26 protein-coding genes and 1 pseudogene are annotated in these 23,285 nt (G+C 48.1%); all 27 read left to right on the top strand.

The genetic code is table 11. The annotated features are described in order from the left end of the window. The first annotated feature begins 76 nt into the window (after positions 1 to 76). The 27 genes and pseudogenes from ftsY to fliF all read left to right on the top strand — a co-directional run bounded on the left by ftsY (position 77) and on the right by fliF (position 23,281). Positions 77 to 1,075, top strand: coding sequence for a signal recognition particle-docking protein FtsY (gene ftsY, locus BCOA_RS17600; protein ID WP_014095482.1), 999 nt, complete (start codon positions 77 to 79; stop codon positions 1,073 to 1,075). Positions 1,076 to 1,241: 166 nt separating this feature from the next. Beyond that, positions 1,242 to 1,568: a putative DNA-binding protein gene (locus BCOA_RS17595; RefSeq protein WP_014095481.1), complete on the top strand. Its 327-nt coding sequence runs from the start codon at positions 1,242 to 1,244 to the stop codon at positions 1,566 to 1,568. 11 nt (positions 1,569 to 1,579) lie between these two features. Then, a complete protein-coding gene (gene ffh / locus BCOA_RS17590; protein WP_014095480.1) occupies positions 1,580 to 2,923 on the top strand; it encodes a signal recognition particle protein in 1,344 nt (447 codons plus the stop codon). Between the two features lie 95 nt (positions 2,924 to 3,018). After that, positions 3,019 to 3,291, top strand: coding sequence for a 30S ribosomal protein S16 (gene rpsP / locus BCOA_RS17585; RefSeq protein ID WP_014095479.1), 273 nt, complete (start codon positions 3,019 to 3,021; stop codon positions 3,289 to 3,291). After that, positions 3,291 to 3,539 carry a KH domain-containing protein gene (locus tag BCOA_RS17580; protein WP_302466557.1) on the top strand — a complete coding sequence of 83 codons (249 nt, stop codon included), beginning with the start codon at positions 3,291 to 3,293 and terminating at the stop codon, positions 3,537 to 3,539. Before rpsP ends, BCOA_RS17580 begins: the two co-directional genes overlap by 1 nt. Before the next feature lie 159 nt (positions 3,540 to 3,698). Next, positions 3,699 to 4,091 (top strand): YlqD family protein, encoded by a 393-nt coding sequence (locus tag BCOA_RS17575; protein WP_014095477.1) that lies wholly within the window; start codon positions 3,699 to 3,701, stop codon positions 4,089 to 4,091. A gap of 4 nt (positions 4,092 to 4,095) precedes the next feature. After that, a complete protein-coding gene (gene rimM, locus BCOA_RS17570; RefSeq protein ID WP_014095476.1) occupies positions 4,096 to 4,614 on the top strand; it encodes a ribosome maturation factor RimM in 519 nt (172 codons plus the stop codon). Beyond that, complete coding sequence (gene trmD, locus BCOA_RS17565; protein ID WP_014095475.1) at positions 4,611 to 5,345, top strand: tRNA (guanosine(37)-N1)-methyltransferase TrmD; 735 nt, start codon at positions 4,611 to 4,613, stop codon at positions 5,343 to 5,345. The genes rimM and trmD overlap by 4 nt, the downstream gene beginning before the upstream one ends. 139 nt (positions 5,346 to 5,484) lie before the next feature. Beyond that, positions 5,485 to 5,829, top strand: coding sequence for a 50S ribosomal protein L19 (gene rplS / locus BCOA_RS17560; RefSeq protein WP_014095474.1), 345 nt, complete (start codon positions 5,485 to 5,487; stop codon positions 5,827 to 5,829). A gap of 170 nt (positions 5,830 to 5,999) precedes the next feature. Then, positions 6,000 to 6,551 carry a signal peptidase I gene (gene lepB / locus BCOA_RS17555; RefSeq protein WP_014095473.1) on the top strand — a complete coding sequence of 184 codons (552 nt, stop codon included), beginning with the start codon at positions 6,000 to 6,002 and terminating at the stop codon, positions 6,549 to 6,551. A 54-nt stretch (positions 6,552 to 6,605) separates the two neighbouring features. Next, complete coding sequence (ylqF, locus tag BCOA_RS17550) at positions 6,606 to 7,445, top strand: ribosome biogenesis GTPase YlqF (protein WP_014095472.1); 840 nt, start codon at positions 6,606 to 6,608, stop codon at positions 7,443 to 7,445. 47 nt (positions 7,446 to 7,492) lie between these two features. Continuing rightward, the gene (locus tag BCOA_RS17545; RefSeq protein ID WP_014095471.1) at positions 7,493 to 8,260 is read left to right on the top strand and encodes a ribonuclease HII; all 768 of its coding nucleotides are present in this window, start codon (positions 7,493 to 7,495) and stop codon (positions 8,258 to 8,260) included. A 36-nt stretch (positions 8,261 to 8,296) separates the two neighbouring features. Continuing rightward, entirely contained in the window at positions 8,297 to 9,541 is a 1,245-nt protein-coding gene (locus BCOA_RS17540; RefSeq protein ID WP_014095470.1) for a hypothetical protein, read from the top strand. Continuing rightward, positions 9,538 to 9,828 carry an EscU/YscU/HrcU family type III secretion system export apparatus switch protein gene (locus BCOA_RS17535; RefSeq protein WP_014095469.1) on the top strand — a complete coding sequence of 97 codons (291 nt, stop codon included), beginning with the start codon at positions 9,538 to 9,540 and terminating at the stop codon, positions 9,826 to 9,828. Before BCOA_RS17540 ends, BCOA_RS17535 begins: the two co-directional genes overlap by 4 nt. Before the next feature lie 213 nt (positions 9,829 to 10,041). Next, positions 10,042 to 11,202 carry an ADP-forming succinate--CoA ligase subunit beta gene (gene sucC, locus BCOA_RS17530; protein WP_014095468.1) on the top strand — a complete coding sequence of 387 codons (1,161 nt, stop codon included), beginning with the start codon at positions 10,042 to 10,044 and terminating at the stop codon, positions 11,200 to 11,202. Positions 11,203 to 11,268: 66 nt separating this feature from the next. Then, the gene (gene sucD, locus BCOA_RS17525) at positions 11,269 to 12,171 is read left to right on the top strand and encodes a succinate--CoA ligase subunit alpha (protein ID WP_014095467.1); all 903 of its coding nucleotides are present in this window, start codon (positions 11,269 to 11,271) and stop codon (positions 12,169 to 12,171) included. Between the two features lie 145 nt (positions 12,172 to 12,316). Then, positions 12,317 to 13,195: a DNA-processing protein DprA gene (gene dprA / locus BCOA_RS17520; RefSeq protein ID WP_014095466.1), complete on the top strand. Its 879-nt coding sequence runs from the start codon at positions 12,317 to 12,319 to the stop codon at positions 13,193 to 13,195. Positions 13,196 to 13,465: 270 nt separating this feature from the next. Beyond that, positions 13,466 to 15,541 (top strand): annotated as a pseudogene (gene topA, locus BCOA_RS17515) (type I DNA topoisomerase). Continuing rightward, entirely contained in the window at positions 15,541 to 15,753 is a 213-nt protein-coding gene (locus tag BCOA_RS17510; RefSeq protein ID WP_014095463.1) for a hypothetical protein, read from the top strand. The pseudogene topA and the gene BCOA_RS17510 overlap by 1 nt, the downstream one beginning before the upstream one ends. Before the next feature lie 361 nt (positions 15,754 to 16,114). Beyond that, positions 16,115 to 17,017, top strand: a complete 903-nt coding sequence (gene xerC, locus BCOA_RS17505) for a tyrosine recombinase XerC (protein ID WP_014095461.1) — start codon at positions 16,115 to 16,117, stop codon at positions 17,015 to 17,017. A 42-nt stretch (positions 17,018 to 17,059) separates the two neighbouring features. Beyond that, entirely contained in the window at positions 17,060 to 17,602 is a 543-nt protein-coding gene (gene hslV / locus BCOA_RS17500; RefSeq protein ID WP_014095460.1) for an ATP-dependent protease subunit HslV, read from the top strand. A gap of 47 nt (positions 17,603 to 17,649) precedes the next feature. Beyond that, positions 17,650 to 19,068: an HslU--HslV peptidase ATPase subunit gene (gene hslU, locus BCOA_RS17495; protein WP_014095459.1), complete on the top strand. Its 1,419-nt coding sequence runs from the start codon at positions 17,650 to 17,652 to the stop codon at positions 19,066 to 19,068. A 114-nt stretch (positions 19,069 to 19,182) separates the two neighbouring features. After that, the gene (gene codY / locus BCOA_RS17490) at positions 19,183 to 19,962 is read left to right on the top strand and encodes a GTP-sensing pleiotropic transcriptional regulator CodY (protein ID WP_014095458.1); all 780 of its coding nucleotides are present in this window, start codon (positions 19,183 to 19,185) and stop codon (positions 19,960 to 19,962) included. A gap of 389 nt (positions 19,963 to 20,351) precedes the next feature. Beyond that, the gene (gene flgB, locus BCOA_RS17485; RefSeq protein ID WP_014095457.1) at positions 20,352 to 20,741 is read left to right on the top strand and encodes a flagellar basal body rod protein FlgB; all 390 of its coding nucleotides are present in this window, start codon (positions 20,352 to 20,354) and stop codon (positions 20,739 to 20,741) included. 1 nt (position 20,742) lies between these two features. Then, positions 20,743 to 21,192, top strand: a complete 450-nt coding sequence (gene flgC / locus BCOA_RS17480) for a flagellar basal body rod protein FlgC (protein ID WP_013859084.1) — start codon at positions 20,743 to 20,745, stop codon at positions 21,190 to 21,192. A 36-nt stretch (positions 21,193 to 21,228) separates the two neighbouring features. Further along, the gene (fliE, locus tag BCOA_RS17475) at positions 21,229 to 21,540 is read left to right on the top strand and encodes a flagellar hook-basal body complex protein FliE (RefSeq protein WP_014095456.1); all 312 of its coding nucleotides are present in this window, start codon (positions 21,229 to 21,231) and stop codon (positions 21,538 to 21,540) included. A gap of 151 nt (positions 21,541 to 21,691) precedes the next feature. Further along, positions 21,692 to 23,281 (top strand): flagellar basal-body MS-ring/collar protein FliF, encoded by a 1,590-nt coding sequence (fliF, locus tag BCOA_RS17470; RefSeq protein WP_014095455.1) that lies wholly within the window; start codon positions 21,692 to 21,694, stop codon positions 23,279 to 23,281. The last annotated feature ends 4 nt before the right edge of the window (positions 23,282 to 23,285 follow it).

The raw sequence follows: 23,285 nt of genomic DNA, 5'->3' as shown, positions 1-23,285 counted from the left end.
TTTTACGACTGCCCTTGCGGCTTTTATGCCGCACAAGCTGACACGCAAATTCAGGAAAGCCAAAGGAAGTGGACAAATGAGCTTTTTTAAAACATTAAAAGACAAATTCACCCGGCAAGCCGATACGGTAACCGATAAATTTAAAACCGGGCTTGCAAAAACGCGCGATAATTTCTCAAGCAAAGTCAACAATCTTGTCGCGCGTTACCGGAAAATCGACGAAGACTTTTTCGAAGAACTGGAAGAAATTTTAATTCAGGCGGATGTCGGCTTCCAGACGGTGATGGAACTGATCGATGAATTAAAAATGGAAGTGAAACGGAAAAACATCAAAGCCCCTTCTGAAGTCCAGTCCGTGATTTCCGAAAAACTGGTTGACATTTATTCGGCCGGCGAAGATGCCCCGAACCAGCTTAACATCCAGGACGGCGCCTTGACCGTTATTTTGTTTGTCGGCGTAAATGGCGTCGGCAAAACGACTACGATCGGTAAGCTCGCCCATATGCTGAAGCAGCAGGGGAAAAAAGTGATCATGGCAGCCGGCGATACATTCCGCGCCGGCGCGATTGAACAGCTTGAAGTCTGGGGAGAGAGGGTCGGCGTGGAAGTGATCAAACATTCGGAAGGATCCGATCCGGCCGCTGTCATGTTTGACGCCGTCCAGGCAGCGAAAGCAAGAAATGCAGATGTGCTGCTTTGTGATACGGCGGGCCGCCTGCAAAACAAGGTCAATTTGATGAAGGAACTGGAAAAAGTAAAGCGTGTCATCGAACGGGAAATCCCGGGCGCCCCGCATGAAGTGCTGCTCGTTCTGGATGCCACCACCGGGCAAAATGCGATGGTGCAGGCTAAGACGTTTAAAGAAGCAACAGACGTAACCGGGATTGTGCTGACAAAATTGGATGGCACGGCAAAAGGCGGGATTGTGCTTGCGATCCGGAACGAACTCCATATTCCTGTCAAATTCGTCGGCCTCGGCGAGAAAATGGATGATCTCCAGCCGTTTGATGCAGAAAAATACGTGTACGGGCTGTTTTCCGATCTGATCGATGAAGTGCCGGAAGAACAAGCCTGACCGTGTATGGGCCGTACTGCGAATCAGAAGGCCGCGGTATTTAGAGCCCGCCGGGAGCGCTTCAAATCGGTTGTGGGGAAACGAACTTGTTTTCATTGACAAAAAACAGGAATCTTTGTATTCTGTGTTTATGTAAAGCATTTTCACTTAACAGGGGGAAGAAGCCATGCTGGAGAAAACAACGCGAATGAATGATTTGTACGATTTTTACCAATCGTTGTTGACTCCGAAGCAGCGCAGCTATATGTCCCTCTATTATCTCGACGACTTATCGCTTGGCGAAATCGCCGAACAATACGGTGTGAGCCGCCAGGCGGTTTACGATAATATCAAACGCACCGAACAAACGCTTGAAGACTATGAAAAAAAGCTTGGTTTATTGGAAAAATTTCAAGCGCGCACACGCATTTTCCGGTCGATGCGCAATCTTTTGGCGCATGATGCCAATCCGGAACTGTTGCGGCTTGTCGATGCGCTCGAAAAATTGGAATAGGGGGCGGAAAAATGGCATTTGAAGGACTCGCAGAACGCCTGCAGGGCACGATGCAGAAAATCCGCGGAAAAGGCAAGGTCACGGAAAGCGACGTGAAAGAAATGATGCGGGAAGTCCGCCTTGCCCTTCTGGAAGCGGACGTCAACTTCAAAGTGGTAAAAGATTTTGTAAAAAAAGTGAGCGAACGTGCGGTTGGCCAGGATGTGCTGAAAAGCCTGACGCCCGGGCAGCAGGTCATCAAAATTGTCCAGGAAGAGCTGACCAACCTTATGGGCGGATCGCAGAGCAAGATTGCCGTTGCAAAGCGCCCGCCAACCGTCATCATGATGGTCGGCCTGCAGGGTGCCGGGAAAACGACGACATCCGGGAAACTGGCCAACCTGCTGCGAAAAAAATACAACCGGACCCCGCTGCTCGTTGCGGCCGATATTTACCGCCCCGCTGCAATCAAGCAGCTGGAAACGCTCGGCAAACAACTCGGCATGCCGGTATTTTCGCTTGGCGACAAAATCAGCCCGGTGGAAATTGCCAGGCAAGCGATTGAAAAAGCAAAAGAAGAACATCACGATACTGTCATCATCGATACGGCCGGCCGCCTCCATATTGACAGCGAGCTGATGAATGAACTGAAGGAAATCAAGGAACTTGCGCATCCGGATGAAATTTTCCTTGTCGTCGATGCGATGACAGGCCAGGATGCCGTAAATGTCGCGCAAAGTTTTAATGACCAGCTCGGCATCACCGGCGTCATCCTGACGAAGCTTGACGGCGACACGCGCGGCGGGGCGGCTTTATCGATCCGGGCCGTAACCGAAAAGCCGATTAAATTTGCCGGGATGGGCGAGAAAATGGATGCGCTCGAACCGTTCCACCCGGAAAGGATGGCCTCCCGTATTCTCGGCATGGGCGATATTCTGTCACTGATTGAAAAAGCGCAGGAAACTGTCGACGAAGAAAAAGCGCGCGCGCTCGAAAAGAAAATGCGGGACCAGTCATTTACGCTCGATGATTTCCTTGAACAGCTCGGCCAGGTCCGGAAAATGGGGCCGCTCGGCGACATTTTGAAAATGATCCCGGGGGCCAACCGGATGAAAGGGATGGATAATCTGCAAATTGATGAGAAACAAATTGCGCATGTTGAAGCGATTATCCAGTCGATGACAAAGCAGGAAAAAATCCGCCCGGACATCATCAATGCAAGCCGAAAAAAACGGATTGCGAAAGGTTCCGGCCGCCCGGTACAGGAAGTCAACCGGCTTTTGAAACAGTTTGAAGAAATGAAGAAAATGATGAAACAACTGCAGGGCATGAATCAAAAAGGCCGGAAAAAAGGCTTTAAATTCCCTTTTATGTAAAAAACGAGGGTGTTAAGAGAAAAGACTTTACACCATCATGATTTTCTGATATGATACAGTCTTGTGAGAAACTTTTTTGGAGGTGTATGATTAAAATGGCAGTAAAAATCCGCTTGAAACGCATGGGTGCAAAAAAATCCCCGTTTTACCGCATTGTTGTGGCAGATTCCCGTTCACCGCGTGATGGACGTTTTATTGAAACAGTAGGAACTTACAATCCTGTTGCAGATCCTGCAGAAGTAAAAATCAACGAGGAAGCCGCGCTCCAATGGCTGAAAAACGGCGCCCAACCGTCTGATACGGTACGTAACTTGTTTTCAAAACAAGGTATTATGGAAAAATACCATAACGAAAAACACGGCAAATAATCATGGACCAACAGATGGATGATTTAATCCTTTCGATCGTCAGGCCGATTGTCAGCCATCCGGATGAAGTGCGGGTAGAACGGGATGAACAAGAATCCGGAACGCTCTACCGCCTGATTGTCCATCCGGATGATGCCGGCATGGTCATTGGTAAAAAGGGGCGTACCGCAAAGGCCATCCGTACGGTTGTTTATGCGGCGGCCGGCGTGCACGGACATAAAAAAATCCGTCTTGAAATTGCCGAATAATGGACAACGATGGATAGAACACCAGTGAAAGGGAGGGGCACACCTCCCTTTTTACATACATCTTTCGGGCTTTCTCCCTCATCTTAACCGACATCCGCTTTTTCCGGCTGCATTTTTTGGGTTGTTTATTGAATGGCGCGAAAAGGAGGGCAGGGCATTTTGAAAATCCTTCAAAAAGTGACGGTCAAGCAAATCCTGACCGAAAAGAGCAAAGGAATGCTTTTGGATACATACCGGCAAAAGAAACAACAACTTCAAAAAGAGTGTGAGCAGCTCCGGTTTGAAACAAAAAAACTGGAAAAGCAAAAAAAGTTTTCGGGAACCAATTTAAAAATGCATTTTGAAAAAGAAATTGAAAGCCGGCAGGAGAAAATCAAACTGGTGGAGTTCCAAATTGAACAACTGCTTTTGCTTCCGATTGGGACAGAATTAAAAGAAAAAGAAATTCACGCCATTGTTGACGTCCGGGAAGGCGACGACTGGAATGCGGTGACAAAAGAGAAATCGATTATTATAAAAGACGGCATCATCCATGAAATTCGCGAGAGGTGAGAATATGACACAATGGTTTAATGTCGGCAAAATCGTTAATACACACGGCATCCGCGGAGAAGTGCGGGTGATTTCCCAAACGGATTTCAAAGCGGAGCGCTATAAACCGGGCAATACGCTTTACTTGTTCCTTCCCGGCCGCGATGAGCCGCTTGCTGTTACGATTGAATCGCACCGGGTGCATAAGCAGTTTGATTTGCTGAAGTTTGAGGGCTTTGATTCGATTGAGGAAGCCGAGAAATGGAAAGGCGGCATGCTGAAAGTTTCCGAAGAACAGCTGGATGAACTTGGCGAAAATGAGTTTTATTTTCATGAAATCATCGGCTGCGAAGTCGTGACAACCGCAGGCGAGAAAGTCGGGACGGTAAAAGAGATTTTAACGCCCGGGGCAAACGACGTCTGGGTGGTGAAAACAGCGCAGCAGAAAGAAGCGCTGATCCCGTATATTGAAGACGTCGTCAAAAAAGTCGACAAAAAAGAAAAAAGAATTGTGATTGAACCGATGGAAGGGCTTTTGCCATGAAAATAGATATATTGACGCTGTTCCCGGAAATGTTTGAAGGCGTTCTCGGATCCTCCATTTTAAAAAAAGCAGAAGAAAAAGGGATCGTCCATTATCATCTGGTCAATTTCCGTGAATACAGCGACAACAAGCATAAAACCGTCGATGACTACCCGTACGGCGGCGGGGCGGGCATGGTGTTAAAGCCCCAGCCGGTGTTCGATGCTATCGAAGACCGGCTTGAGGGAAGCGAAAAAAAGCCGCGCATCATTTTGCTCTGCCCCCAGGGGGAAACGTATACGCAACAAAAAGCGGAAGCGTTTGCGGAAGAAGAACATCTGATCTTTATTTGCGGCCATTACGAAGGGTATGATGAACGGATCCGGACGCTTGTAACCGATGAAATCTCAATCGGAGACTATGTGTTAACGGGCGGCGAGCTGGGCGCAATGGTCATGATCGACAGCATCGTCCGCCTGCTTCCCGGTGTTTTGGGCAATGAAACCTCGCCTGTTACTGATTCTTTTTCGACCGGGCTGCTGGAACATCCGCATTATACGCGGCCGGCGGATTTTCGCGGAATGAAGGTGCCGGACGTGTTATTATCCGGAAATCACCGGCTGATTGAAGAATGGCGCGAAAAAGAGTCGCTGTACCGCACCTATACGAGAAGGCCGGATCTTTTACGCGGATATCCGCTATCTGAAAAGCAAAAAGCGTGGCTGAAAGAATGGGAAGAAAAACGCGGGTAGCTGTTGCAATCAGCATGCGTTTATGCTAAGATTGCTTTTGTGGTTTGCTTGAAAACAAGGCAGACCGCCGTAAAACGATGTTCCGCTGCAAATACGATGGAAGATTTGCAAGAGCATTTGTTGGAAGGAGTTGAATACGATGCACAATATTATTGACGAAATTACAAAAGATCAACTTCGCACTGATCTGCCTGCTTTCCGCCCGGGGGATACGGTCCGCGTCCATGTAAAAGTTATCGAAGGTTCACGCGAACGTATCCAGGTTTTTGAAGGTGTGGTCATTAAACGCCGCGGCGGCGGGATCAGCGAAACGTTTACAGTCCGGAAAGTTTCTTACGGTGTCGGCGTTGAGCGTACATTCCCGCTCCATACACCAAAAATTGCGAAGCTTGAAGTCGTGCGTCGCGGTAAAGTTCGCCGTGCGAAACTTTACTACCTGCGTAATCTGCGCGGTAAAGCTGCCCGTATTAAAGAAATTCGCTAATTTGCTGCAACGGCTGTTCGAAAAGGGGCTATCATGGCCCCTTTTCTTCATACTTATACATAAATAACCCGGGTGTCTCTGAGGTTTTCAATCGGCAACCAATCCTGTTATAATGCAAAATATCAGGGAATATACGCTTATGGATACATGGAATGAGGCGGTGTAAATAAATGGCAAAACAGAAAAAACCAAAAAATGAACTGTTCGAATGGGTGAAAGCGCTGCTGATTGCTGTGGCACTGGCCGGCATTTTGCGCTACTTTTTCTTCGCCCCGATCGTGGTCGACGGCTCTTCCATGATGCCGACTTTGAAAAACGGCGACCGGATGATTGTGAATAAAATCGGGAGCCCGAAACGGTTCGACATCATCGTTTTCCACGCCCCGGAAGGCAAAGATTATATCAAAAGGGTCATCGGGCTGCCGGGCGACCGGATCGAGTATAAAAATGACATCCTGTATATTAACGGGAAAGCGTATAAAGAGCCTTATCTCGATAAATATAAAAAAGCCGTAGCCGACGGACCGCTTACGGAAGATTTTACCTTAAAAGACTATATCGGGCGCGACACGGTGCCAAAAGGGCAGATTTTTGTGATGGGCGATAACCGCCGGTACAGCAAAGACAGCCGCCAGATCGGGACGATTCCGCTCAGCAAGGTGGTCGGGGAGACAAACTTTGTATACTGGCCGGTGAAAGATGCCCATATGATCAATAAATAAGCGCCCGTTCGTTGCGCATTTTACGGAAAAAAGTAACCGTTATGGAGTTGACGCATGATGGCAATACAATGGTTTCCGGGCCATATGGCGAAGGCAAGGAGAGAAGTGACCGAAAAATTAAAACTGGTCGATATTGTTTTTGAATTGCTTGATGCAAGGATCCCGGTTTCCTCCGCCAATCCGATGCTGGATGAACTGATTCAGCAAAAGCCGCGGATCAAATTGCTGAACAAGGCCGATATGGCAGATCCGGCCGCTACAGCCCGCTGGCTTGAAAAATTGTCCGGCGGCAATACGCATGTCCTTGCCATTGACGCGCAAAGCGGAAAAGGGCTCGACAAAATGGTGAAACTGGCTGAACAGATTTTGGAGCCAAAATGGGAGAGGATGCGGGCAAAAGGCATCCGGCCGCGTGCGATCCGGGCCATGATTGTCGGAATTCCGAACGTCGGTAAATCGACGCTCATTAACCGGCTTGCCGGGAAAAATATCGCCAAAACCGGCAATACGCCGGGCGTGACAAAAGCGCAGGCATGGATAAAAGTCGGGAAAACGATGGAGCTCCTCGATACGCCTGGGATCCTTTGGCCGAAATTCGAAGACAAAGAAACCGGTTATAAGCTCGCTTTAACCGGTGCGATTAAAGACACGATCCTCAACCTGCAGGACGTTTCCGTATTTGGCCTGCGTTTTCTTGAAAAACATTATCCCGGCACATTAAAAGCCCGGTACAAGCTTGAGGATATCCCGGATATTGTCCCCCTTTTTGACCATATCGGTCGCCTGCGCGGCTGCTTGCGGGCGGGAGGGGAAATCGATTACGACAAAACGGCTGAAGTGATTATCCGTGATATCCGCGGCATGAAACTGGGGCCTCTGACATTTGATTTGTAATAAGCGCTCTCCGTAAGGGAGTGCTTATTTTTCGGGGAGGGGAAACATTGAAAATCAGTGAAATTGAAGCGCGTCTTCAGGAAATCACAAACCCGTCCGATCCGTTTATCCAGGCGCTAGGCCGGGACGAACGGAAAGGCGCACAAAAAGCGCTGGAAAAATGGATGAGAAAATTACAAAAAGAGCGTGAACAGCTTGAAAAATTCCGGGAGATGGGACGGTTTGAAGACGCCCTGCGCAGCCACGGCTGCCGCCTGATCGCCGGAATTGACGAGGCAGGCAGGGGGCCGCTTGCCGGGCCAGTTGTAGCCGCTGCCGTCATTCTTCCAGAAGATTTTTACCTGCCCGGCCTGAACGATTCCAAACAGCTTTCCGAAAAACAGCGGGAGGCCTTTTTTGCGCGGATCCAGGAAGAAACCCTTGTCGGCGTCGGCTTTGCCAGCGCAGAAGAAATTGACAGGATGAATATTTACGAGGCGGCCAAAAAGGCGATGCTTGCGGCTTTGGGCCATTTGCCTGCTGCTCCTGACCATTTGCTGATCGATGCGATGGAAATTCCCGCTTCGTACCCGCAAACTTCGATTGTAAAAGGGGATGCGAAAAGCATTTCAATTGCCGCGGCATCTGTGGTTGCAAAAGTAACGAGAGACCGGTATATGCAGGAAATGGATGAAAAATATCCCGGTTACGGTTTCGCCATACATAAGGGGTACGGGACGAAAAAACATCTGGAAGCGCTCATGAAGCTTGGCCCGTGCCCGATCCATCGAAAATCGTTTGCGCCGATTAAAGACAGACCGGCAATCCGCCGATAAATAAGCAAGAAGAAAGAAACAGGGCGGGGGAATAGCATGCAAATTTTTTTAGGCAAACAGCCATTTTCTATTGATGCCGGCTCAAATATCCGCACGTTTGCATTTCAAACGGGGCAGATTTTTTCCGGTGCCATCCAAAAACTGTTTCCAAATGACACCGCACTTGTCCAGGCAGGCGGGCGTACATTTGCCGCGAAACTCGAAGTGCCGCTTGAAGCCGGAAAAAACTACTGGTTTCAAACGGTTTTGGCCGACGGTGAAGTGCAGTTGAAAATGCTTTCGGAAGCCGATGCAAACGGCATGGCCGGGAAAGCTTTGCTCCCGCAAATGCAACTGCCGCCAGGAAAAACGTTCCAGTCCCTTGTTTCGTACTTGGCTGAACAGGAAATTCCGTTTACGAAAAATGACATTGCTGCGATCGGCGCATGGCTGAAGCATGTACCGGATCTGGCAAACGGGCTGGAAACGGCTGCCTTTATGCTCCAAGAAGGCTTTCCTGTGTCAGAGGGCGTGTTCACTTCGCTCCTTGCCGCAGGTCAAAACATACCGGCGGATCAGCTTTTAAACCGGTTGCAGCAGGCGCTCAAGCAGGGGGAACAGACGCCGGAAACGAGGCAATTGCTTGCACTTATCGGGGAGCTTGGGACAGGCAGCGAGCAGGTGACAGGAGAGGCGTTACGCCGGCAAATCAAAGAGAAGATTCAAAAAATGGGACTTTTTTATGAGGCGGGGCTTTTGCATGAGGACAAAGCCGCGGACAAGGACGGGCTGCCTTTAAAAGCGCTGCTTGTTGATTTGCTGCAAAAAGGCGGGGGAACAAAAGCTGCCCGGGATGCAGCAGACGAAATCGTACAGAAACTGAACGGCCAGCAGCTGCTCGCGCTTCCCGGCGGGGTAGTGCAGCACATTTGGATGGAAATTCCGCTTTCATTCGCGCACTTTCAAACGAATGCCGTTGTACAATGGTCAGGCAGGCGGAAAAATGGCGGAAAAATAGACAGTAATTATTGTAAAATCATTTTTTACTTGAATCTTCAGTTTATGAAAGAAACATTGGTCGAGATGAATGTGCAAAACCGGATCGTTTCCATCCGCATTTCCAGTTTGAAAAAGGGTCTTCAGGAAGCCGTGAAGCCTTTTTTGCCGGCTTTAAAGGAAGGCCTTTCCAAAACCGGTTACACATTGTCTGACGTTCGGTTCGGGGAATTCCAGCCGGATGCTGTGCGTGCCACGCTCAGCCGGCCGGAGGTTTCCGGGAAAGGGGTTGATCTTAGGATATGAAGGATCCACAAAAGGACATAAAAGAAGCGGTCGCGCTCCAGTACAGCCCGGATGCGCATTCCGCCCCTGTCGTGAAGGCAAAAGGTAAAGGGGATGTGGCCAGGCGGATTATTGAAGAAGCAAAAAAAGCGAATGTTCCGATCCAGCAGGACCCGGATCTTGCCGCACTGCTCGGCCGGCTTGACATCAACGAAGCGATCCCGGAAGAACTGTATGCAGCTGTGGCCGAGGTGTTTGCCATGATTTACCGCCTCGACCAGTCGCTAAAAAACAAGGATAAAAAATGAACGAAAGCTGACCATTAAGCCTGGGCACCCATTTGCATAAAGGCTGCGGTGACAATAGGCCAACGACCAGTAAAATCACGTCCATTTTATACCGAAAAAAATATTTTTGAATAATAATAGCCATTTTAGTTCATTATGGTAGACATCTTTTCCGATGTTTATTAAAATGAAAGCGCAGTTAATTTTTTGAACAGTTTGATAGGAGGATGGAACATGAATATTCACGAGTATCAGGGCAAAGAGATCCTGAGAAAATACGGGGTCGCTGTGCCGAACGGGAAAGTGGCCTTCACCGTGGATGAAGCGGTGGAAGCAGCGAAATCGCTCGGTACACAAGTATGTGTGGTAAAAGCGCAAATTCATGCCGGCGGCCGCGGAAAAGCAGGCGGCGTCAAAGTGGCAAAAAATTTGGATGAGGTTCGTACATACGCACAGGAACTGCTTGGCAAAACGCTTGTGACGCATCAGACAGGCCCTGAAGGAAAAGAAGTGAAGCGCCTCTTGATCGAAGAAGGGTGCGACATTCAAAAAGAATACTATGTCGGCCTTGTTTTGGACCGTGCCACAAGCCGGGTTGTGCTGATGGCTTCTGAAGAAGGCGGCACGGAAATTGAAGAAGTGGCGGCGAAAACACCGGAAAAGATTTTTAAAGAAACCATTGACCCGGCAGTCGGGCTCTTGCCATTCCAGGCGCGCCGCATTGCGTTCAACATCAATATTCCTGCTAAACTTGTAAATCAGGCCGTTAAATTTATGACAGGCCTTTATCAAGTATTTGTGGAAAAAGACTGCTCGATCGCGGAAATCAATCCGCTTGTTGTAACCGGCGACGGAAAAGTAATGGCGCTCGATGCCAAATTGAATTTTGATTCGAACGGCTTGTTCCGCCAGCAGGATGTTCTGGCGTACCGCGATCTCGAAGAAGAAGATCCGAAAGAAATTGAAGCGTCGAAATACGATTTGAGCTATGTCGCCCTTGACGGCAATATCGGCTGCATGGTAAACGGCGCCGGCCTTGCGATGGCGACAATGGACATTATTAAATATTACGGCGGCGATCCGGCCAACTTCCTTGATGTCGGGGGTGGCGCAACGGAAGAAAAAGTAACGGAAGCGTTTAAAATCATTTTATCGGATGAAAAAGTCAAAGGCATTTTTGTCAACATTTTCGGCGGCATTATGAAGTGCGATGTCATTGCTTCCGGCGTCGTTGCAGCCACAAAACAAGTCGGACTCGACATCCCGCTCGTTGTCCGTCTTGAAGGGACCAATGTGGAACTTGGGAAGAAAATTTTAAACGAATCTGGGCTGAAAATTGTTGCCGCTGAATCGATGGCAGACGGCGCGCAAAAAATTGTCGAACTGGTCAGCTGACAGCAGCTGTTCATTCAGACCAAATGCGAACAAATATTCTTGAATGAAGAAGGCAAGGGGAAAAAAGTGAGCATTTATGTAAATAAAGACACGAAAGTCATTGTCCAGGGGATTACCGGGAAAACGGCGCTTTTCCATACAAAACAATGCTTGGAATACGGGACGAAAATTGTCGGCGGCACAAGCCCTGGCAAAGGCGGGACTGAAGTAGAAGGCGTGCCGGTCTTTAATACGGTGAAAGAAGCCGTTGAAAAAACGGGCGCAACCGTTTCAGTTATCTATGTGCCGGCTCCGTTTGCGGCAGATGCGATTATGGAAGCGGTCGATGCAGAACTCGATCTTGTCATCTGTATTACGGAGCATATCCCGGTATTGGATATGGTCAAAGTGAAACGTTATATGGAAGGAAAGAAAACGCGCCTGATCGGGCCGAACTGCCCGGGCATCATCACGCCAGACGAATGCAAAATCGGCATTATGCCGGGTTATATTCATAAAAAAGGCCATGTCGGCGTTGTTTCCCGTTCCGGTACGCTGACTTATGAAGCCGTCCATCAGCTGACGCGCGCCGGCATCGGTCAGACAGGGGCGATCGGCATCGGCGGCGACCCTGTGAACGGCACCAATTTTATTGATGTATTAAAAGAATTTAACAATGATCCGGAAACGGAAGCGGTCATTATGATCGGTGAAATCGGCGGGACGGCGGAAGAAGAAGCCGCCAAATGGGTGCAGGCAAACATGAAGAAACCGGTTGTCGGATTTATCGGCGGTGTCACCGCGCCTCCTGGAAAACGGATGGGCCACGCCGGCGCCATCATTTCAGGCGGCAAAGGAACCGCAGCGGAAAAGATCCGCACGATGAACGAATGCGGCATCCAAGTAGCCGAAACGCCGGCTGTCATTGGGGAAACGCTCGTTCGTGTACTGAAGGAAAGAGGCCTTTACGAGAAATGTAAAAACCTTTAAGCGGCGGCACCGGCCGTCCCGGAACCCGCATTTTCCGGGACAGTCCGGTAAAACTGCCTGGATCCGGCTGCCATTTTTAAGCGTGCAGCCGGGTCCTAAATGTTTTTCTTTTTCAATGAAATACGGTTTGAAAGCGAGGCAAACAATGGAACCATTAAAAATCAAATACATTCATTTGGATCATTGCAGGGGAATTTCCCGCGTGCAAAAAATGAAAATCCTCGAATTTGATCCGCTGCTTGAAAAAATCTGCCGGATTCCCCCTGAAACACTGCGCGCCATGCTTCATATGCAAAAGGAAACATTTGAACGCTTTTATGAAGATCTTCTCCATCTTGACATCAAACCCTATTTAACCCTCTACCAGAAAAAACAGATCCGAATGACAGCCCGTTTTGAACCGGAATATCCGCCGCTTCTGAAAGAAACGTACCAGCCTCCTGCCGTACTCTATTCAATCGGAAATGTATCATTGCTGAAAAACCGTGCGCTGGCCGTTGTCGGGTCAAGAAAGGCCGGTTCCTATGCAGAAAAAGTCGCCGATCATTTGCTGCCACCCCTGATCGAAAAACAGTTTGCCATTGTCAGCGGGCTGGCGAGAGGGGCGGATTCGATTGCCCACCGTGCCGCCATGAAATACGGGGGGAAGACGATTGCGGTGCTCGGAAGTGGGTTTTTTCATATTTATCCGCGGGAAAATATACAAATGGCGGAAAAAATAAAACAGGGCCATTTACTGCTGTCGGAATATCCGCCGTTTACGCGCCCGGAAAAATGGCGTTTTCCGGAACGCAACCGGATCATCAGCGGCATTTCTGAAGGTGTGCTCGTGCTTCAGGCGGAAAAACGGAGCGGCTCCCTGATCACGGCAGATTACGCCCTCCAGGAAGGCCGGGAAGTTTTCAGCGTGCCGGGAAACGTGCTGGACAGCCTGTCGAAAGGAACAAACCATCTTATCCAGCAGGGCGCAAAATTGGTAACATGCAGCGGAGACATTTTGGAAGAACTGCTTCCGACAAGGTAAAAAATAGTTAGAGAAAATTCATAAATGGGCAGTGATTTTCCGATTTTGTGAAAAAACGCATGATTTTTGGATAAAATGGTTATAAAATAGAGAAAGAAAAGATAAAATTTTCAAAATGAAACCGCTTGCGATGTTGATTTTTCATCATTCGTGCTGTTACAATTGACAAATGCGGGCATCCATGCCCATAATTACAAATGATTTTGTTTGAAAAATGAAAGCAAAGTTGCTGCAAAGAGAGGGTATAAGCTCTCCAGGGAGGATTTTTGAATGTCAGACTACTTAGTGATTGTAGAATCACCTGCAAAAGCGAAAACGATTGAAAAATATTTGGGAAAAAAATATAGAGTGAAAGCTTCCATGGGGCATGTGCGCGACTTGCCGAAAAGCCAAATGGGGGTGGATGTGGACGACCATTTTAAGCCGAAGTACATTACAATCAGGGGCAAGGGGCCGGTCTTAAAAGATTTGAAAAACGCGGCCAAAAAAGCAAAAAAAAGTCTATCTTGCCGCCGACCCTGACCGCGAAGGGGAAGCAATTGCCTGGCATCTCGCCAACAGCTTGAATCTGGATGTGCATTCGGACTGCCGCGTCGGTTTAATGAAATTACAAAGGACGCGATTAAAGAATCATTTAAACATCCGCGCCCGATCAATATGGACCTTGTCGATGCCCAGCAGGCAAGACGGATTTTGGATCGTCTCGTCGGTTATAACATTAGCCCGCTTTTATGGAAGAAAGTGAAAAAAGGTTTGAGTGCGGGCAGGGTACAGTCCGTTGCCGTCCGCCTTATCATCGACCGGGAAAATGAAATTAAATCGTTTGTGCCGGAAGAGTACTGGACGATTGCCGGGTCCTTTAAAAAAGGGAAAGACACGTTCCAGGCATCTTTTTACGGTGTGGACGGAAAAAAAATACAGCTGAAGTCAGAAGCGGATGTGAAAAAAATTACCGGCATGCTGAAAAGCGACAAGTTCCAGGTTTCTTCCGTCACGCACAAAGAGAAGAAACGGAATCCGGCGCCGCCGTTTACGACTTCTTCCTTGCAACAGGAAGCCGCCCGGAAGCTGAACTTCAGGGCAAAGAAAACAATGATGGTGGCCCAGCAGCTGTATGAAGGCATCGACCTTGGAAAAGAAGGGACTGTCGGGCTGATCACGTATATGAGAACAGACTCGACCCGGATTTCGGAAGTCGCAAAAACAGAAGCCAATCAATATATTCGGGAAAAATTCGGGGAAAACTATTTGCGCCAGGAAGAAAGAAAAGAGAAAAAACAGGCAAATGCCCAGGATGCACACGAAGGGATCCGGCCAACAAGCATTTTCCGGGATCCGGGTTCGGTCAAGTCCTTTCTAAGCAGAGACCAGTATAAGCTGTACAAATTGATTTGGGAACGCTTTATGGCCAGCCAGATGGCCCCTGCAATACTGGATACGATGAGTGCCACGCTGGCAAACGGCACGGTTTTGTTCCGGGCGTCCGGGTCAAAAATCCAGTTTCCGGGTTTTATGAAAGTGTATGTGGAAGGTTCCGACGACCAGCAGGAAGAAGGCGAACGTTATTTGCCGCATCTCGAAGAAGGGGATGTTGTCCAATCTGAGTCGATCGAACCGAAACAGCATTTCACCCAGCCGCCGCCACGCTATACCGAAGCCCGGCTTGTCAAAACGCTGGAAGAACTTGGAATTGGGCGGCCGTCCACCTATGCGCCGACATTGGATACAATCCAAAAGCGCGGCTATGTGGCGCTTGAGAATAAGCGGTTTGTCCCGACAGAGCTCGGCGAAATCGTGCTCGAATTGATTCGGGAATTTTTCCCGGAAATCATAGATGTCGAATTCACCGCTGATATGGAAAAAGACCTGGACGAAATTGAAGAAGGAAAAGTGCCATGGGTCCAAATCATTGATGCGTTTTATCAAAATTTTGAAGCCCGCCTGAAAAAAGCGGAAACCGAAATGGAAAAAATCGAGATCAAAGATGAAGAAACCGGGGAAATGTGCGAGCTGTGCGGAAGTCCGATGGTGTATAAAATGGGGCGTTATGGCAAGTTTATGGCTTGCAGCAATTTTCCTGATTGCCGCAATACGAAGCCAATCGTCAAAAAAATCGGCGTCACTTGCCCGAAATGTGGTAAAGGTGAAATCATTGAGCGGAAAACAAAGAAAAACCGCATTTTTTACGGGTGCGACCGTTATCCGGAATGTGATTTTGTCTCTTGGGATAAGCCGGTTGGCAGGAAGTGCCCGAAGTGCGGCGACATGCTCGTTGAAAAAAAGCTGAAAAAAGGGACGCAGATCCAATGTGTGCACTGTGACTATAAAGAGCAGTCGGTGAAGTAATGATCGACCTTGCCGGAACTTTGGCGGCCTTGCGTGGAGCGGGCGGCAAAGTTCCGGTTGATCAAAATGAATATTTACATTTTTACGAGAAAATGCATCTTATTCTTTTACTTCTTGGAGCAGCTGTTGTAAAATGCTTAAAGGACAGTTGCGACAAAAAACGACAGAATTCCCGAATCGTTGGCGGGCAGCGGCCAAAAGCTTTTCAATAAACGGCATTCCCGGCTTTTCACGGCAGGAAGCGCCAGTCAAAAGGACAATTCGAAAATTTATGAAAAATATGTAACATTCGTTGCAATCCGATCCGGAAATGTGTTATGATTTAACCGGATTTCCGAATGCCGTCCCTTGGCTTCGAAGCATATGAGCCGGCGGGAGACGGGGTTTCGGTTGGCGCAAGCCGGGGCTTACGGATACCCGGACCGGCGCAAAAAGCCCGGCTGGCGGGTTTGTCCGGGCCGTTTTACCGGCTGAAAAAAATGGCAATAACCCCGGAAAGCCTATTGTTGTCTATCAACGTGAAGAGTGGCGTAAAGCAGGCCCGTTTCCCCGCACATGTGAGGTGTTAAACAGATGAACGGCGAACTGTCCGGCTATTTGCTTTCTTTTATGGAATACATGCAAGTGGAGAAAAACTATTCCGCATACACAATCAAATTTTATCGCCTGGACCTGGAGGATTTTTTTGCGTTTTTAACCGCACAGGGGATTGCCTCGCTGGACGAGGTGGGGTATCCGGCAGGGAGACTGTATTTGACAATGTTGCATGAACACGGATACAGCCGCGCCACGGTAGCACGGAAAATATCCAGCATTCGCAGTTTTTTCAAATTCCTGATGCGGGAGAGAATCGTCAAAGAAAATCCCTTTGCACTTTTATCACAGCCGAAACAACATAAGCGCCTGCCCAAATTTTTTTATGAGGAAGAAATGGAGCAACTGTTTGCGGCATGTGAAGGCGATGATGCACTGTCCCGGCGCAACCGTGCTTTGCTCGAAATCCTGTATGCGACCGGCATCCGCGTGAGCGAATGCGTCAATATTCGGTTGCAGGATATTGATTTTGAATTCGAGACGATCCATGTAAAAGGGAAAGGAAAAAAAGAACGGATCGTGCTGTTCGGCCATTTTGCAGGGGAAGCCGTTTCGGATTATATGGCGCATGCACGGAAAACGTTGATGCGCGGTAAAGAAGACCATCCCTATTTATTTGTAAATGCACGCGGCGGCGCATTGACCGATAAAGGTGTCCGCTATATTTTAAATGAAATGATCAAAAAAGCGGCACTGACCGGAAAAATTCATCCACACATGTTGCGGCATACATTTGCAACCCATTTGCTGAACCATGGGGCTGATTTGCGCACAGTACAGGACCTTCTTGGGCATGAAAGCTTGTCTTCCACGCAAGTCTACACACATGTAACCAAGGAGCATTTGCGGCAAACTTATATGGCTTACCACCCGAGAGCATAGCAATGCAAGGCGGTTCGCTTTGATTACATAGGAGGTGCTGATATGGGTGATTTTCACGCAACCACAATATTTGCCATCCGCCATAACGGAAAAAGTGCAATGGCTGGGGATGGGCAGGTGACGCTCGGAAACTCTGTCGTGATGAAAAATACGGCCAAAAAAGTCCGCCGGCTGTTTAACGGAAAAGTGCTGGCCGGTTTTGCCGGCTCGGTTGCGGATGCTTTTACGCTTTCCGAAATGTTTGAAGGAAAACTGCAGGAATATAACGGCAACCTGACGCGGGCAGCAGTGGAACTGGCCAAAATGTGGAGAAGCGATAAAGTGCTCCGAAAGCTCGAAGCGATGCTGATTGTCATGGATGAAAACAATTTGCTGCTTGTCTCGGGAACGGGGGAAGTCATTGAACCGGATGACGGCATCCTCGCTATCGGCTCGGGCGGCAATTACGCGCTCGCTGCCGGCCGTGCACTGAAACGGCATGCGGCAGAGAACTTCACCGCAAAAGAAATTGCGCGGGCTTCCCTTGAAATCGCATCTGAAATTTGTGTATTTACAAATTCAAACATTATCGTGGAAGAACTATAAGCGGAAAGGTTCCCGTACCGGTATATTTCCATAAAGGAGTGAGCGGATTGGCCAACACGTTTAGAAAAACAAACAGTTTGACACCAAGGCAGATTGTTGAGCGCCTGGACCAGTATATTGTCGGCCAGAAAGAAGCAAAGCGGGCTGTTGCCGTGGCGCTCAGGAACCGTTACAGAAGAAGCCTACTGTCTGAAAAAATGCGGGAAGAAATTATTCCGAAAAACATTTTGATGATCGGGCCGACCGGTGTCGGAAAGACGGAAATCGCAAGAAGAATGGCACGGCTTGTCGGTGCCCCGTTCGTCAAAGTAGAAGCCACGAAGTTTACGGAAGTCGGATATGTCGGCCGGGATGTGGAGTCGATGGTACGCGACCTTGTCGAGACGGCTGTCCGGCTTGTAAAAGAGGAAAAAATGAACGGCGTGCGCGATCAGGCGGAGAAAAATGCAAATGAACGCCTCGTCGATTTGCTTGTCCCGTCGCGGAAGAAGCAAGGGAATTTCAAAAACCCGTTTGAAATGATTTTTGGCGGCGGCGGGCAGCAGGACACGGCACCGGATGAAGAGGAGGAAGAATACTCCAAAAGGGAACAGAAACAGCGTATACGGGAAAAGCTCTTAAACGGTGAACTGGAAGATGAACCGGTTACCGTGGAAGTGGAAGAGCAGGCTTCGTCCATGTTTGATTTGTTCCAGGGTTCCGGCATGGAACAAATGGGCATGAGTGTGCAGGACGCGCTTGGCAATCTGCTACCGAAAAAAACAAAACGGCGGAAATTGCCGGTCAGGGAAGCAAGAAAAGTGCTTGCACAGGATGAGGCACAGAAACTGATCGACATGGACGAAGTGACCCAGGAAGCCATTTTCCGGGCAGAACAAACCGGCATTATCTTCATTGACGAAATTGACAAAATTGCCTCCAAAAACGGGAACGGGTCCCAAGCGGACGTATCGAGGGAAGGCGTCCAGCGGGATATTCTGCCGATTGTCGAAGGATCGACGGTTGTCACAAAATACGGCTCCATTAAAACGGATTATATTTTGTTTATTGCTGCCGGCGCTTTTCATATGGCAAAACCGTCCGATCTGATCCCCGAACTGCAGGGACGATTCCCGATCAGAGTGGAGCTTGAGAAACTGACCGTCAGCGATTTTGTCAAAATTCTTGTCGAGCCGGATAATGCCCTGGTAAAACAATATATTGCATTATTGGAAACAGAAGGTATACAAATAGAATTTTCTGACGAAGCTATTACCAGAATTGCTGAAATTGCTTTTGAAGTGAACCAAAATACCGATAATATCGGGGCGAGAAGACTTCATACCATCATGGAAAAACTGCTTGAAGATCTGTCTTTCGAAGCACCGGACATCCATTTGGAAAAAGTGTCCATCACCCCGCAGTATGTGGACGAAAAGCTCGGTGCGATTTCACAGAACAAAGATTTAAGCCAGTATATTTTATAACCGTTTTGAAAAATCGGATAAGGGTAGACGTGTAATGAAGGCTTTCTCTCTTTTGCGGCAGGTCCCGGCAATTCAATGCAGTTCAAATACCGAATCAATCTAGGAGGAATGGAAATGAGTTTGTTAGATAAAACAAGGAAAATTAATTCGATGTTGCAAAAAGCAGCCGGACGTCCGGTGAATTTTAAAGAAATGGCGGAAACGCTGAGCGATGTGATTGAGGCCAATATTTACATCGTCAGCCGCCGCGGGAAATTACTCGGTCTCGCCATCAACCAGAAAATTGAAAACGAGCGGATGAAACAAATGTTTGAAGACCGCCAGTTTCCGGAAGAATACACGAACAGCCTGTTTAACATTACGGAAACCTCATCCAATTTGACGATTGAAAGTGAGTACACGGCATTTCCGATTGAAAACAAAGACCTGTTTGAAAAAGGCCTGACAACGATTGTTCCGATCGTCGGCGGCGGGGAAAGAATCGGTACGTTGATTCTGGCTCGTCTTGAGCGGGAATTCGATGACGAAGATCTTGTTTTGGCAGAATACAGTGCGACGGTTGTCGGCATGGAAATCCTCCGCGAAAAAACAGAAGAAATTGAAGAAGAAGCGCGCAGCAAAGCGGTCGTGCAAATGGCCATCAGTTCTTTGTCCTACAGCGAGCTGGAAGCCATTGAGCATATTTTTGAAGAATTAAACGGGAAGGAAGGCCTGCTTGTCGCGTCCAAAATTGCGGACCGCGTTGGCATTACCCGCTCTGTCATCGTGAATGCGCTGCGTAAACTGGAGAGCGCAGGGGTCATTGAATCCCGTTCCCTTGGCATGAAAGGGACCTATATTAAAGTATTGAATAACAAATTCCTCGTTGAACTGGAAAAAGTCCGTTCTAACTAACGGATAAGCTTTACGGCAATTTGCGCCAAAAAAGGATACGATTCGTATCCTTTTTTTTATTGGTATTTAATTTACCATAAAAACACATAAATACCAATATATAGATACTGATAAAATTTAAGGAAATCCGACCTTCCAATAGTGTTTCCTAGTAATTGTAAATTTTTGTAATCCTAGGTGTATTAAGGTGCTTGAAAAATTTTTCGGCATCTTTTTCGCGGTGTGGGAGTAAGGGATTAATCCAAAAGTCCTACTATCAAAAAAATTTTTTTGTGATTTAAGAATATGTTCATTTACAGCCCGTTATGAAATAATTAAAATAAAAAATAGCAAACAATTTGTCGTATAAAAGAAAAAAATGTCAAGTTTATGTAATGAGGTGTCCATTGATGAGTCTCTCTTCCAATACGTTGCGGTCGCTTGAGCATGCATTGCAGTATGCTTCGCTCCGACAGAAAGTGATTTCAAACAATATTGCCAATGCGGATACACCGAATTATAAGGCGCAGGATGTCAGTTTTAAAAATGTGCTGGAGGATTCGGTCAATGCCATTTCAGCGACCCGGACCGACCCCCGGCACTTCCGTTTTTCTGCCGGGGATTCAAGTTCAGAAATCGTGACGGAATCCGGCACCACTTACAACAGCAATGGCAACAGTGTTGACATCGATACCGAAATGGCGAACCTTGCCAGCAACCAGATTTATTACGAGTCACTGATTGAGCTCGAAAAGGGAAAGCTCTCATCCTTATTAAATGTCGTGAGAGGAGGACAGTAAGATGTCCATGTTTACCGGAATGAACATTTCTTCTGAAGCCTTATCGGCACAGCGCCTGCGGATGGATGTCATCTCTTCCAATATTGCGAACGCTGATACAACAAGAGATACGTATGTAAATGGGAAATGGCAGCCATACCGCCGGAAAGAAGTGGTACTTGCTGCAGGAGGCGGTTCTTTTGCCTCCATATTTCGTTCGAAACTCGGAATGCAGGGTGCTGGGTCCGGCGTCCAGGTGGCCGGCATTGTCGAAGATAACAGCGATTTTAAAAAAGAATACAATCCGGATGATCCTGATGCGGATGCAAACGGATATGTGACAAAACCAAATGTGGATCTTTTAACGGAAATGACCGGTATGATCAGCGCCACCCGCTCGTATGAAGCCAATGTCACGGCGCTGAATGCTTCCAAAGCGATGCTGATGAAGACGCTCGAACTCGGCCAATAACAGAGAAAATTCCGCATATGAAAGGAGGCGAATGATGTGGCTGTCCAACCAATCAGCCAGACGCCGTCCGCAAGTTTCAGCGGGCTGTCGCCAAAATCAGCGGGCGCCGCTTCGTCCGCTAACGGCTCCGTTTCATTTTCGGACCTGCTGAAGCAGTCTGTCAATGAACTGAACAAACAGCAGAACAATTCCGACACCATGATCACAAAACTATCGAACGGCGAAAATGTGGACCTGTACCAGGTAATGGTCGCCGTACAAAAAGCAAACCTTTCGATGCAGACGGCACTGGAAGTCCGAAATAAAGCAGTCGAAGGCTATAAAGAAATGATGCAGATGCAAGTATAACGTTCTGATCCGGCGTACATAAAAGCCGTTTCCCGGCCGTAACGCCCGGATCCTTTCCGTCTGCCCTAAAGGCGAAAAGGATGCCGGAACGTTTGCTGTCCGACTGTTCTATTGATGAAACACCGTGAATTTTTTATCCCGGGGGATAATGATGAATGAAAAGTTAAAACAATCTTTTCAAAACCTGAAGGGGTTTTGGAAAAGCAGGAGCAAGAAGCAGAAAACAATCGGCATATCCGCCGTTGCCCTTATGCTGGTACTTGCTGCCGGAATCACTTATTTTATGACAAAAACAAAATACGCGCCGCTCTACAGCGGGCTGGATGTCTCCGAAACAGGATCCATCAAGGACGAACTGGACCAGGAAGGCGTACCGTCCAAAATCACGGATGGTGGCAAAACGATCGAAGTGCCTGAAGACCAGGTGGACGATTTGAAAGTCACATTGGCTGCAAAAGGGCTGCCAAAGACCGGCAGCATCGACTATTCTTTTTTCAGCCAGAATGCAAAATTCGGGATGACAGACAATGAATTTAACGTCGTAAAGCTCGATGCGATGCAGACGGAACTGGAAAATCTGATTGAACAGATGGACGGCGTCGAAAAAGCAAAGGTGATGATCAATCTTCCGAACCAAAGCGTCTTCGTAGCCGACAGCCAGGCAAAAGCTTCCGCATCGGTTGTCCTGACGTTAAAACCCGGTTATGAATTGGACCAAAACCAGATAAAAGCCGTTTACAATCTTGTTTCAAAAAGCGTTCCGAATCTTCCTACCGATAATATCGTCATTATGAACCAGAATTTTGAGTACTATGACTTAAATTCTTCAAATTCTTCCGGAAATGCTTATACACAGCAGCAGGCGATCAAAAAACAAATTGAACGGGATATTCAGCAGCAGGTGCAAACGATGCTTTCCACACTGATGGGTGCAGGAAAAGCGGTTGTCACCGTTACAGCGGATATCGATTTTACGCAGGAAAAACGCGAGGAAGATCTCGTTGAACCGGTTGATAAGACGAATATGAAAGGCATTGAAATCAGCGCCAAAAAAATCCAGGAAACATACCAGGGTACAGGCGCAGCAGCCGGAACGCCATCTGGCAGTACAGATTCTGTCGGCTCTTCGTATGTATCCGGGTCGAACGGGAACGGGACGTATTCCAAAACAAGTGACACGATCAACTACGAAGTAAACCGGATTAAACGGAAAATTACAGAGAGCCCGTACAAAATCCGCGATCTCGGCATAGAAGTCATGGTCGAGCCGCCGGTCAGAACAAAACGGTCTTCCTTGCCCGCTTCCCGGTTAAAAGATATTAAATCGATGCTTTCTACGATTGTCAGAACGTCGATTGACAAGTCAAGCGGCACAAGGCTGACCAATCAAACGGTTGCCGATAAAATCGCAGTTTCCGTCCAGCCATTTGCAGCCAATGCGCCGGAGAAGGCGAAAAAAGCTTCGATTCCGTGGTGGGTATACGCGATTGGCGGAGGTTTGCTTCTCGTGATAGCCGGGCTCATCTTCTTCATGATCCGCAACAGAAGGCGGGCCGCTTCGGAGGCTGAAGAAGAGATGGCGGAAGAAACGCCGGAAAAACCGGCACCGCCCCGCATTCCGGACGTAAATGAGGAACAGGAAACCGACGCTTCAGCAAGGCGGAAACAGCTTGAAAAAATGGCAAAGGAAAAACCGGATGAGTTTGCAAAATTATTGCGGTCATGGCTTTCCGAAGAATAGGAGG

Source organism: Heyndrickxia coagulans 36D1 (assembly GCF_000169195.2).
GTDB lineage: Bacteria > Bacillota > Bacilli > Bacillales > Bacillaceae_C > Weizmannia > Weizmannia faecalis.
Note: the sequence above shows the minus strand (reverse complement) of the source record. Positions and strands in the feature narration are given on the sequence as shown.

Bases quoted from the DNA above. Each gene is read 5' to 3' on its own strand.
- lepB (WP_014095473.1), top strand. From the start codon at position 6,000: ATGGCAAAACAGAAAAAACCAAAAAATGAACTGTTCGAATGGGTGAAA.
- ftsY (WP_014095482.1), top strand. From the start codon at position 77: ATGAGCTTTTTTAAAACATTAAAAGACAAATTCACCCGGCAAGCCGAT.
- sucC (WP_014095468.1), top strand. From the start codon at position 10,042: ATGAATATTCACGAGTATCAGGGCAAAGAGATCCTGAGAAAATACGGG.
- BCOA_RS17595 (WP_014095481.1), top strand. From the start codon at position 1,242: ATGCTGGAGAAAACAACGCGAATGAATGATTTGTACGATTTTTACCAA.
- hslV (WP_014095460.1), top strand. From the start codon at position 17,060: ATGGGTGATTTTCACGCAACCACAATATTTGCCATCCGCCATAACGGA.
- BCOA_RS17510 (WP_014095463.1), top strand. From the start codon at position 15,541: ATGATCGACCTTGCCGGAACTTTGGCGGCCTTGCGTGGAGCGGGCGGC.
- rimM (WP_014095476.1), top strand. From the start codon at position 4,096: ATGACACAATGGTTTAATGTCGGCAAAATCGTTAATACACACGGCATC.
- dprA (WP_014095466.1), top strand. From the start codon at position 12,317: ATGGAACCATTAAAAATCAAATACATTCATTTGGATCATTGCAGGGGA.
- flgB (WP_014095457.1), top strand. From the start codon at position 20,352: ATGAGTCTCTCTTCCAATACGTTGCGGTCGCTTGAGCATGCATTGCAG.
- BCOA_RS17535 (WP_014095469.1), top strand. From the start codon at position 9,538: ATGAAGGATCCACAAAAGGACATAAAAGAAGCGGTCGCGCTCCAGTAC.
- flgC (WP_013859084.1), top strand. From the start codon at position 20,743: ATGTCCATGTTTACCGGAATGAACATTTCTTCTGAAGCCTTATCGGCA.
- xerC (WP_014095461.1), top strand. From the start codon at position 16,115: ATGAACGGCGAACTGTCCGGCTATTTGCTTTCTTTTATGGAATACATG.
- ylqF (WP_014095472.1), top strand. From the start codon at position 6,606: ATGATGGCAATACAATGGTTTCCGGGCCATATGGCGAAGGCAAGGAGA.
- ffh (WP_014095480.1), top strand. From the start codon at position 1,580: ATGGCATTTGAAGGACTCGCAGAACGCCTGCAGGGCACGATGCAGAAA.
- rplS (WP_014095474.1), top strand. From the start codon at position 5,485: ATGCACAATATTATTGACGAAATTACAAAAGATCAACTTCGCACTGAT.
- trmD (WP_014095475.1), top strand. From the start codon at position 4,611: ATGAAAATAGATATATTGACGCTGTTCCCGGAAATGTTTGAAGGCGTT.
- codY (WP_014095458.1), top strand. From the start codon at position 19,183: ATGAGTTTGTTAGATAAAACAAGGAAAATTAATTCGATGTTGCAAAAA.
- rpsP (WP_014095479.1), top strand. From the start codon at position 3,019: ATGGCAGTAAAAATCCGCTTGAAACGCATGGGTGCAAAAAAATCCCCG.
- fliF (WP_014095455.1), top strand. From the start codon at position 21,692: ATGAATGAAAAGTTAAAACAATCTTTTCAAAACCTGAAGGGGTTTTGG.
- BCOA_RS17540 (WP_014095470.1), top strand. From the start codon at position 8,297: ATGCAAATTTTTTTAGGCAAACAGCCATTTTCTATTGATGCCGGCTCA.